Consider the following 10,061-nt stretch of genomic DNA (forward strand, 5'->3'; position numbering starts at 1 on the left):
ACCCGGTTACATTCCGAACCCGGAAGTTAAGCTCTTCAGCGCCGATGGTACTGCACCGGGGACGGTGTGGGAGAGTAGGTCGCCGCCGGACAATCATTCAGGAAAGGCCATCCCTTCGGGGGTGGCCTTTCCTGCGTTCCAGGGACTTTTTGGGCCTTTCCCCGGAAAGCCCGCCCGGCGGAGGAGACCGGGCGGGCTGGGTCGGGAGGTCTCTCAGGCGGCGACGAGCGAGGAGTATGACGAGGCATCGCCGGACAGGGCCGTGCTCGGGCGGCCGTCCACGCCTACCGGGACGTCACCCGCGACGGTGACCCGGTGCAGGCGGCGGGGCCGGCCGTCGAAGTCGTGCACGACCCGGTGCTGGGTCGCCCGGTTGTCCCAGATCGCGACGTCGCCCGGGGACCACCGCCAGCGGACGGTGTTCTCGACCTGGGTGACCTGCTCCTGGATCAGGCGGATCACGGCGGCGGAGATGTCCGTGGGCAGGCCGACGACGCGTTTGGCGAAGTCGCCCAGCAGGATCGACCGCTCGCCCGTCTCCGGGTGGACCCGGACGACGGGATGCTCGGTCTCGAACACGGTGGAGGCGAAGACCTCGGCGTATTGACGGGTCCGCTCGGGGTCGGCGGAGGTGGCGATTCTGGCGTAGTCGAACTGGTTGGTGTGGACGGCACGCAGGTTCTCGACCAGGTCGGCCAGCTCCCGTGGCAGGTTCTCGTAGGCGGTCACCGTGTTGGCCCACAGGGTGTCGCCGCCGGCCGGGGGGACGGTCACGGCGCGCAGCACCGAGGCCAGCGGCGGGCGGTCGACGAAGGTCACATCGGTGTGCCAGCGGTCCACCTTATGGCCGTTGCCGTAGTCCAGATCCAGGATGTGGGCGTTGTGGTGCAGCGCCGGCACGGTCGGGTGGGCCGTGGTCAGATCGCCGAGCAGGCCGGCGAAGGCCACCTGGCCCTGTTCGTCGAGGTGCTCCTGGCCGCGGAAGAAGATCACTTTGTGGCGGAGCAGGGCCGCGCGGATCTCCTCGACGGTCCCGGCAGGCAGGTCGCCACCGAGCCGGACGCCGCTCACCTCGGCGCCGATGCGCCCGGCTACCGGGGTGATGACAGGGGATGGCATTGGGGTCTTCCTTCCAGACGAAGATCTTCAGGGGGATCGAGGTCGGACGGAAGGACACAGCGCGCTGGCCACGCGGCAGAGGTCCACGTGGTGGCGTGTCGTGAGGTACAGCCGGAGGATCACGCGTTCAACGTAAGTCTCCCCATCAATAATTGTCAACTAATTAAGTAGGGAATACATGTTTTAGGGTCGAGCTCTGTGCGACCCGCATCCGTCTACGCGGGTGCGGGCCGTACAAGAGGTCAGGGGGTGGTGAGGTCGAGCTCCTTGACGCGGGGGTCACCCTCGTCGGCGAGGTAGTGGTCGGCCCGGGTGGCGTCGTCGCCCTCGGCCACCTTGAGGCCGCGGGCGATGAACGTGCCGGCGACGGCGACGATCAGGTTGACGCCCAGGGCGAGGACGCCCGCGTAGATGGTCATCTTGGTGTCCAGGCCGAGCTTCTCCAGCGGGAACGCCGACCCGGCGAAGTGCAGCTTGCCGGTGACCGGGTTGCCGATGTTGTAGAGCAGCAGCACCCCGGCGGCCATGCCCGCGACCCATCCGGCGACGAGGCCGCCGCGGTGGAACCAGCGGGTGTAGAGGCCGAGCGCCACCGCCGGGAGCGTCTGGAGGATGATGACGCCGCCGATGAGCTGGAGGTCGATGGAGAAACCGGTGTCGAGGAACAGGATGCACAGCACCGCGCCGACCTTGACGAGCAGCGAGGTGATCTTCGAGACCCGGGCCTCGTCGGCCTCGTCGGCGTCCGGCTTCAGATACTCCTTGTAGATGTTACGGGTGAACAGGTTCGCCGCGGCGATCGACATGATCGCGGCAGGGACCAGTGCGCCGATGCCGATCGCGGCATAGGCGACGCCGGTGAACCAGTCGGGGAACATCCTGTCGAAGAGCTGGGGCACGATCGTGTTGTTGTCGGCGCCGATGGGCTTGACCCCGGCCGCGATGGCCATGTATCCGAGCAGCGCGATCAGGCCGAGCAGCAGGCTGTAGGCCGGGAGCGCGGACATGTTCCGTTTGATCACGTCACGGTTCTTCGAGGCCAGTACGCCGGTGATGCTGTGCGGGTAGAGGAAGAGGGCCAGCGCCGAGCCCAGGGCCAGGGTGATGTACTGCAGCTGGTTGTTGGCGTTGAGCAGGATGCCGTCGCCCGGTGCGGGCGTGGCGTCGAACTTGGCCTGGGCCGCGCTGAAGATCCCCGACCAGCCGCCTTCGATCTGGGCGGGGATCGCGAAGATCGCGACCAGGATCACGATGTAGATCAGCGTGTCCTTGACGAAGGCGATCAGTGCCGGGGCGCGCAGGCCCGACTGGTAGGTGTACGCGGCCAGGATGGCGAACGCGATGATGATCGGCAGATGGCCGGTCACCCCCATCGACTTCAGCACGGCCTCGATGCCGATGAGCTGGAGCGCGATGTAGGGCATCGTCGCGACGATTCCGGTGATCGCGATCAGCAGTGCCAGCGTGGGGGAGCCGAAGCGGGCCCGGACGAAGTCGGCGGGGGTCACGAAGCCGTGGACGTGCGAGACCGACCAGAGCCGCAGCAACACCAGGAACACGATCGGATAGACCACGATCGTGTACGGCACGGCGAAGAAGCCCATCGCGCCCGCGCTCCAGAGCAGGGCGGGCACGGCCACGAAGGTGTAGGCGGTGTAGAGGTCGCCGCCGATGAGGAACCAGGTGATCCAGGCGCCGAAGTTCCGGCCGCCCAGCCCCCACTCGTCCAGGGTGGCCAGGTTGTCCGGACGGCGCCAGCGCGCGGCCACGAAGCCCATGCCGCTGACGAGCAGGAACAGCACGGAGAAAATGATGATCTCAGTCAGGTGCTCGCTCACGGGGTCACCGCCTCCGCTTGGTCATCTGGTAGACGACCGTGGTGCACACGACGCCGACCGCGATGAAGGCGAACTGGAGCCAGTAGAACCGTGGGAAACCGAAGATCCGGGGCTCGTCGAAGTTGAAGAGAAAAGGCAGCAAAGGTAGGATGATCGGTAGGATCAGCAGCCAATTCCATGGACTGCGATCGCCCCGGTCCCTGTCGGGAGTGGTCAACACGCTCTCCTCAAGTTGGAGAGAGGGCGGCTGGCTGGAGCCGCCCCCTTAGCTGACCGGCAGCGTAATTATGCGAGTGTCGCATTGCGGTCACCGATCGCCGAGCGGAGTGGTTGGCGCGACGAACGGTAGATCAGCCTCCGACATGGAGGTCGTCCGCGATGTCGCGGGTGCCGTAGCCGTCAGGAGCGTCCACTTCGACGACCTGTTCGGGCCGATCGTCGAATTCCAGGCGCAACGCTCTTGACATCGTGGCATGCATTTCATACAGGCACGTGATGTAGGTGAGCTCCAGGATCTGCTGGTCGGACAGGTGGGCCTTGAGCACCGCGAAGATCTCGTCATGCACCCGGCCGCCGTCGAGCACCAGACCGTCGGTGTAGGCCAGCACGGCCCGCTCGATCTCGTTGAAGAATGGGCTGACCTGCCAGTAGGCCACTGCCTGGACCTTCTCGTCCGGCACCCCGAGCGCCCGCATCTGCTTGCAGTGCTGGGAGAAGACGAACTGGCTCCCCCGCGCCCACCCGGCCCGCGACTGGCCCAGCTCGCGCAGCACGGGATCGAGCCCGGCCTCCCGGTAGAGCTGAAAGCCCTTCACGCAGTGTTTGAGGATGGCGGGGTCCAGGGCGAAGACCGTCCACCAGTCGCCGGGGGAGCCGGTCGCGGTGCCGGGATCGGCCGCCGGGTCCCGGTCGGGGCCGAACAGGCGGTCGTAGAAGAACAGTGTCAGCGGATCGGTCACCTCGTCGCGGGGGACCTGGCGCAGCCGCGGCATCACACGGTCCTGTCCGCCGCGGTCCTGGGCTCGTGCCGGACGTCGCCGGGCCGGCCGACCTCGCGGGTCCAGGCGGCGAACTCCACCAGGATCCCGTCGGGATCCTTGAAGTAGATCGACCGGACGAACACCCCCTCCTGCATCGTGGGCGCGATGCCGAACTCGCTGTCGTCGTGGTTGAGGAGCACCCCGACGTCGACACCCTTGGCGATCAGCTTGTCGCGGTATTCCTCGATCTTGTCCGGAGCGACGTCGAGGGCGATGTGGTTCATCGAGCCGACCGCCGACAGCAGCTCCCCGCGGTCGGGCAGGTTCTTCGGCGCCGAGACGCCGGGCACCGCCTCCGGGGCGTCGGGGAACCAGAAGAACGCCAGCGCGTTGCCGCCGCCGCAATCGAAGAAGAAGTGCTGGCCCCAGCCCATCGGCAGCTCGATGGTCTTGATCAGCGGCATGCCCAGGACGCCGGAGTAGAAGTCGACCGTCTGCTTCATGTCCGAGCACACCAGCGCGAGATGGTTGACCCCGCGCAGCTCGAACTCGGTGTTGTCGCCCATGGCCCCTCACTTGTCGAAGTAATGAGTTACTTATCACTCGTGGGGGCACCCGAAACATGGCCGGAAGCGGTAATGCGGCAGCAGGGTCGCGGAGGGGGCGACGCCGGGACGGCCCGCCTAGCCGCGCATCCCGAACAGGGACCGGGTCACCCTCGTGCGGCGCACCAGCAGGTCGTAGGCGGCCACGGTCAGGGCGAGGGAGGCCACGACGATCACGGCGTATTTGACCGCCATCGGCGCCTGCCGGCCGACCACGCCGTAGGCGACCCCGACGACGATCGGCTGGTGCAGGATGTACAGCGGCAACGCGGCGAGGGCCAGATAGCCGTACAGCCGCCGGCCCCGGCTCCGCGGCGGGTCCTGCGCCGCTGCCGGCGTCGGCGCCGGCTGTCGGCGGTCGAGGAGTCCCGTGATCGCGACCAGCCAGCACCAGCCCGCCGCGCCGTACAGCGTGCGGACGCCGATGGCGAGCGCGGTCATGTCCGTGAAGGGGTCGCCGCCGGGAATGTCGCTCACGGCCAGGAAGCCCACCATACCGATCAGGAACAGGGCCAGGCCGAGCACGGCGGCCGGCACCGCGTCGCGGCGCACCGCCGCCCGGAGCCGTTCATCGGAGGCGAGCACGAATCCGTACAGGAAGAACAGCAGGTACGCCCATCGGCTCCACCCGGCGTACGCCTCCTCCAGGCCCAGCAGCGCGCTGACGGCCGCGACCGGGACGGCCGGCAGCAGCGCCGCGCCGCGCCACCGTGCCGCGGTGACCAGCCGGTCGCGGATCCGGCGGCCGCGGTCACGGGGGAGCCGGCCGGCCAGCGGCGCCAGCAGGAGCGAGAACGCCAGCAGCAGCACCACGAACCACAGATGCCCGGTCTCGAAATACCTGCCCTGCACGACGAAGGGGAACTCGGCCGGCTCCAGGTGCACGTCGAAGAACCGTGGCAGGAATCGCAGGTAGGACTCGTGGTATCCGGGGTCGGCCCGCAGCCGCAGCCACTGCGGCACCGGGATGATCGTGAGTGTCGCGAACACCAGCGGCACGCCGAGCCTCCGCAGCCGCTCGACGGCGAACCCGGCGGGGCCGCGCCGTCGCAGCGAGTGCCAGGAGCCGAGACCGGCGATGAGGAAGAGCATCGGCATCGCCCACACCACGCCGAGACCGGCGACGACCGTGGTCACCTCGGTGGTCTCGGCGTTCTTCACGTAGAAGTCGTCGCGAGTGTCGAACACCAGCGCCGAATGGAAGAACACCAGCCCGACCACCACCAGGGTGCGGATCGCGTCCAGTTCGGGGCGTCGCCCCGGCCGCGCCGCCTGGGGCTCTTCGATGTGCTCCGTCGTCATCCCGCCTCCGCCGCCTCCGCCCGTCGCCGCGCATGACAGGACCAGTCTCGGCCCGCCCGGCGCCGGGCGCCAGACCGTCCGGCGGTCACGGGGCGGGATCCGCCGGCCGGAGCGCTCGGCCGTGGGACCCGGCCCCACGGACGCGCGCCGGTCTGCCGACCGGTCCATGATCCTCTGCCGGATCGGGGGCCAGGGGGCGCCGGGGCCAGGTGTCGGGGGACGGGTACCGGGGTCAGGGGACAGGTGTGGGGTCAGGTGCCGGTGCGCAGGTCGTCGGTAGCCTCATGGTAGGCGTCGGTGGCGCGGGTGAAGTAGTCGAAGAGCACTTCGAGCTGTTCGGGGGAGTAGCCGCGGAGGATCTCGCTGATCCTGTGCCGGGCGGGGGCCATGACCTCGTCCAGTTCGGCGGGCTTGGCGACCGGTTCGACGATCACTTTCCGTCGGTCGTCGGACGAGGGGGCCCGGTGCACGTATCCGGCCTGTTCCAGCCGGTCGACCAGCCGGGTGGTCGGGCCGGTCGTCAATCCCGTGCGCGTGCCCAGCTCGCCGGGCGTCATCGGTCCGGACAGCTCCAGGATGTTGAGCGCGTACAGGTCGGTGGCGCCCAGCGCGCAGGCCTTGGCGCTGGCGTGGCCGTGCAGCATGACCGCGCTCAGGTAGCGCCGGTAGACCGCGCCGGCGTCCGGTCGCATCGCAGACGTTGACATCGGTTGACCCTCTCCCTAATCTCTTCCTTAGAGAAGATAAATCCTCAATGAAGAAGCTTCATTTAGGAAACTATCATGGAAGGGTTGGGATCATGGACCACATCGCCGGCGTCGAGGCCGACACCGCCGCCATCCGCGCCCTGCTCGAGCGGGCCCGCGACGCCTGGGACCGCGGCGACGGCACCGCCTACGGCGCGGCCTTCGCCCCTGACGCCACCGACGTCACCTTCGTCGGCACCGTCTACCACGGCTCCGCCGAGATCGGCCGCGCCCACCAGGTGCTGTTCGACAGCTTCCTCAAGGACACCCGGCTGGCCATGGAGATCGTCGACATCCGCTTCTACGGCGCCGACACCGCCGTCGTGGTCACCCGTGGCGACACCTACAAGGACAGGCCGAAGAAGCTGGGCAAGGTCCAGACCTACACGATCGTCCGTGGCGCCGACGGCGACTGGCGGATCGCCGCCATCCAGAAGACCAAGCGTCAGGGCCTGATGGAGGCCATCTCCTTCAAGTTCCAGCCCGCCACCAAGCCCTCGGCCCGCCACTGAACCCCATCAGTCCGGTCTCCCCGGCCCGGACCCGCCGCTCGGGTTTCACTCGGGGGCGTCGCCCAGCATCGCCCGGGTCGCTTCGTCGACGATGTCGCGCATGGCGCGCTCGGCGGCCACGGCGTCTCCTGACTGCACCGCCTGCGCGACCTCCGCGTGCCACCGGATCGCCGCCGGCTCGGGGTGGGCCGGCATCAGGTGATGATGCGTCCGGCCGGACAGCACCTCGGCGACCACGTCGGTGAGCGCGCCCAGCATCTCGTTGCCGGAAGCCTCCAGCAGCGTGCGGTGGAAGAGGACGTCGGCCGCCAGGTAGGCCTCCAGATCGCCGGACCTGCCGTGCACGGCCATCTGCATGACGGCGCCGGTCAGCGCGCCGCACTGTTCGGGGGTGGCGTACCGCGCGGCAAGGGCCGCGGCCACCGGCTCGACGCCGCGGCGCAGCTCGCCGAGGGACCTGAGCTGTTCGGCGCGGCCCTCCCCGGCGAGCCGCCAGCGGATGATCCGTGGGTCGAACAGGTTCCACCGCGCCCGCGGGGCCACGATGACGCCGACACGACGGCGGCTGCTCACCAACCCCATCGATTCGAGAACGCGGATCGTCTCGCGGATCACCGACCGGGACACCCCGAAGCGGAGCTCCAGCTCCTCGATCGTCAGCACCTGGCCGGCGCTGAGGCCGTCTGAGGCGATCAGCATGCCGAGGTTGTCGAGGACGCTCTGGTGCAGCCCCCAACTGGTCTGGTCATTGACGCCCACGGCGACCAATCTTCGCACGACTCTCCATCCACACCTCCATCGAGCGTTAAAGATATGATTTATTGCCGTTAAGACTTGATTACATATGACTAAATATGTCACGCTGTCGCAAAGCTCGACACGAGAGGCTTTCCCATGGATCCCGCTCAAAACCCGGCGGATTCACTTTCCGCTCCGCTGCTCGTCGTCATGGGCGTGACCGGTTCGGGCAAGACCACTGTGGGCGCCGCCCTCGCCCAGCGGCTGCGGGTGCCCTTCGCGGACGCCGACGACTTCCACAGCGAGGCCAACGTCGCCAAGATGTCGGCCGGCGTCCCGCTCGACGACGACGACCGGCTGCCGTGGCTGCGGGCGATCGGCTCCTGGCTCGCCGGGCACGCCGCCGGCGGTGGCGTGGTGAGCTGCTCGGCGCTCAGGCGCGGCTACCGCGACGTCCTGCGGCACTCGGCGCCGACGGTGGGCTTCGTCCATCTCGCCGGCGACATCGAGGTCGTACGCAGGCGGGTGTCCGGCCGGCCGGGGCACTTCATGCCGGCCTCGCTGGTCGCCTCGCAGTTCGAGACCCTGGAGCCGCTGGAGCCGGACGAGCACGGGATCGTCCTCGACCTCGACAGGCCCGTCGACGAGCTCGTGGAGGCATATCTCGCCGCGGCCCCGTCCTCCCGGGAGCGGTCGCACACGGCGGCGCCGTCCTCCGGGAGGCGGCCGCGCGCCGTGGACCCCACCGGCCCGCAACCGGACGCCGAAACCCCGGAAAGCCGAGGAGAGTGAAATGAGCACCGCCCTGATCGCCCTCGCCGCCCCCGCCACGGCCTCCCCCGGCCGGCTGCTCCCCGCGGCGCTCGTCGGCATCGCGCTGATCGTCTTGCTGATCACCTATTTCCGGGTGCATCCCTTCCTGAGCCTGACCCTCGGGTCGCTGGCCGTGGGGGCCATCGCGGGGCTGTCGATGGCCGACACCATCACCAGCTTCACCACCGGGTTCGGCAGCACGGCGGCCGGTGTCGGCACGCTCATCGCGCTCGGTGCGATGTTCGGCAAACTGCTCGCCGACTCCGGCGGGGCCGACGAGATCGTCGACACGATCGTCGGCCGGTCGAGCCCCAGATCCCTGCCCTGGGCGATGGCCGCGGTGGGCGCGCTGATCGGCCTGCCGATGTTCTTCGAGATCGGCCTCGTCCTGCTGATGCCGGTCATCTTCCTCGTCGCGCGCCGCTCCGGACTGTCCCTGATCCGGGTGGGGATCCCCGCGCTGGCCGGTCTGTCGGTGATGCACGGGCTCGTGCCTCCCCACCCGGGGCCGCTGGTCGCCATCGACGCGCTCAAGGCCGACCTGGGCATCACCCTGGCCCTCGGCGTGCTGGTCGCCATCCCGACGGTGGCGGTCGCCGGGCCGCTGTTCTCCAAGTACGCCGCCCGCTGGGTGGACGTCCCGGCGCCGGACCTCTACACCACCAAGCCCGAGGCGGAGGACGCCCGGCGGCCGTCGTTCCCCGCCACCCTGGCCACCGTGCTGCTGCCGGTCGTGCTGATGATGGGCAAGGCCCTGGCCGCCATCTTCGCCCCCAAGGACAACGCCGCACGCATGGTGCTCGACTTCCTCGGCACCCCGCTGGTGGCCCTGCTGATCGCCGTCATCGTCGCGATGTTCACCCTGGGCGGCGGCGCCGCCATGGACAAGAAGTCGATCGCGAAGTCCCTGGAGCAGTCGCTGCCGCCGATCGCGGGCATCCTGCTGATCGTGGCCGCCGGCGGCGGTTTCAAGCAGACACTGATCGACACCGGTATCGGCGGGCTCATCGCCGGGTGGGTGGAGAGCAGCGGGCTGTCGGTGCTGCTGCTGGCGTGGCTGGTGGCCGTGCTCATCCGGCTCGCCACGGGGTCGGCGACCGTCGCGACCGTCACGGCCTCCGGGATCCTGGCGCCGCTGGTGGCCGACCTCGGCACCGGGGAGACCTCGCTGCTCGTGCTGGCCATCGGGGCGGGCTCGCTGTTCTTCTCCCACGTCAACGACGCGGGTTTCTGGCTGGTCAAGGAGTACTTCGGTCTCACCGTGGGTCAGAACATCAAGACCTGGTCGGTGATGGAGACCGTCATCTCGGTGACCGGCCTGGTGCTGGTCCTGCTGCTGAACCTGGTCGTCTAGGTCGGGTCCGGAAGCGGCGTCCTTTCAGGGCTGTGACCGTCAGGGCTGTGACCG

General features: G+C 68.9%; 12 protein-coding genes and 1 rRNA gene. 4 read left to right on the forward strand and 9 right to left on the reverse strand.

Features of this window, described 5'->3' with window-relative positions; translation table 11 throughout:
* A 5S ribosomal RNA gene (gene rrf / locus ACWDS7_RS42555) occupies positions 1-91 on the forward strand; the annotation flags it as partial.
* A gap of 122 nt (positions 92-213) precedes the next feature.
* On the opposite strand, the gene ACWDS7_RS42560 is transcribed toward rrf, so the two are convergent.
* From ACWDS7_RS42560 to ACWDS7_RS42595, 8 genes are all read right to left on the reverse strand, one after another.
* Positions 214-1,119, reverse strand: a complete 906-nt coding sequence (locus ACWDS7_RS42560) for a TauD/TfdA dioxygenase family protein (RefSeq protein ID WP_451933914.1) — start codon at positions 1,117-1,119, stop codon at positions 214-216.
* Between the two features lie 27 nt (positions 1,120-1,146).
* Positions 1,147-1,242, reverse strand: coding sequence for a putative leader peptide (locus ACWDS7_RS42565; RefSeq protein ID WP_451933915.1), 96 nt, complete (start codon positions 1,240-1,242; stop codon positions 1,147-1,149).
* A 119-nt stretch (positions 1,243-1,361) separates the two neighbouring features.
* Entirely contained in the window at positions 1,362-2,957 is a 1,596-nt protein-coding gene (mctP, locus tag ACWDS7_RS42570) for a monocarboxylate uptake permease MctP (RefSeq protein ID WP_451933916.1), read from the reverse strand.
* Positions 2,958-2,961: 4 nt separating this feature from the next.
* Entirely contained in the window at positions 2,962-3,177 is a 216-nt protein-coding gene (locus ACWDS7_RS42575; protein WP_306874685.1) for a DUF3311 domain-containing protein, read from the reverse strand.
* 130 nt (positions 3,178-3,307) lie between these two features.
* A complete protein-coding gene (locus ACWDS7_RS42580) occupies positions 3,308-3,949 on the reverse strand; it encodes a carboxymuconolactone decarboxylase family protein (RefSeq protein ID WP_451933917.1) in 642 nt (213 codons plus the stop codon).
* On the reverse strand, positions 3,949-4,503 hold the full coding sequence (locus tag ACWDS7_RS42585) for a VOC family protein (RefSeq protein WP_306874680.1): 555 nt from the start codon (positions 4,501-4,503) through the stop codon (positions 3,949-3,951). The genes ACWDS7_RS42580 and ACWDS7_RS42585 overlap by 1 nt, the downstream gene beginning before the upstream one ends.
* Positions 4,504-4,620: 117 nt before the next feature.
* Complete coding sequence (locus ACWDS7_RS42590) at positions 4,621-5,844, reverse strand: acyltransferase family protein (protein WP_451933918.1); 1,224 nt, start codon at positions 5,842-5,844, stop codon at positions 4,621-4,623.
* 251 nt (positions 5,845-6,095) lie between these two features.
* A complete protein-coding gene (locus tag ACWDS7_RS42595) occupies positions 6,096-6,551 on the reverse strand; it encodes a MarR family winged helix-turn-helix transcriptional regulator (RefSeq protein ID WP_451933919.1) in 456 nt (151 codons plus the stop codon).
* A gap of 92 nt (positions 6,552-6,643) precedes the next feature.
* Between ACWDS7_RS42595 and ACWDS7_RS42600 the strand changes: the two genes are divergently transcribed.
* A complete protein-coding gene (locus ACWDS7_RS42600) occupies positions 6,644-7,102 on the forward strand; it encodes an SgcJ/EcaC family oxidoreductase (RefSeq protein ID WP_451933920.1) in 459 nt (152 codons plus the stop codon).
* A gap of 45 nt (positions 7,103-7,147) precedes the next feature.
* Here the strand turns inward: ACWDS7_RS42600 and ACWDS7_RS42605 are convergent, their stop codons facing one another.
* Positions 7,148-7,879 carry a FadR/GntR family transcriptional regulator gene (locus ACWDS7_RS42605; protein ID WP_451933921.1) on the reverse strand — a complete coding sequence of 244 codons (732 nt, stop codon included), beginning with the start codon at positions 7,877-7,879 and terminating at the stop codon, positions 7,148-7,150.
* A gap of 117 nt (positions 7,880-7,996) precedes the next feature.
* Between ACWDS7_RS42605 and ACWDS7_RS42610 the strand changes: the two genes are divergently transcribed.
* On the forward strand, positions 7,997-8,632 hold the full coding sequence (locus ACWDS7_RS42610; protein ID WP_451933922.1) for a gluconokinase: 636 nt from the start codon (positions 7,997-7,999) through the stop codon (positions 8,630-8,632).
* Position 8,633: 1 nt separating this feature from the next.
* Complete coding sequence (locus ACWDS7_RS42615) at positions 8,634-10,007, forward strand: GntP family permease (protein WP_306874664.1); 1,374 nt, start codon at positions 8,634-8,636, stop codon at positions 10,005-10,007.
* Positions 10,008-10,061: the final 54 nt, after the last annotated feature.

The organism is Streptosporangium sp. NPDC003464, assembly GCF_053588315.1.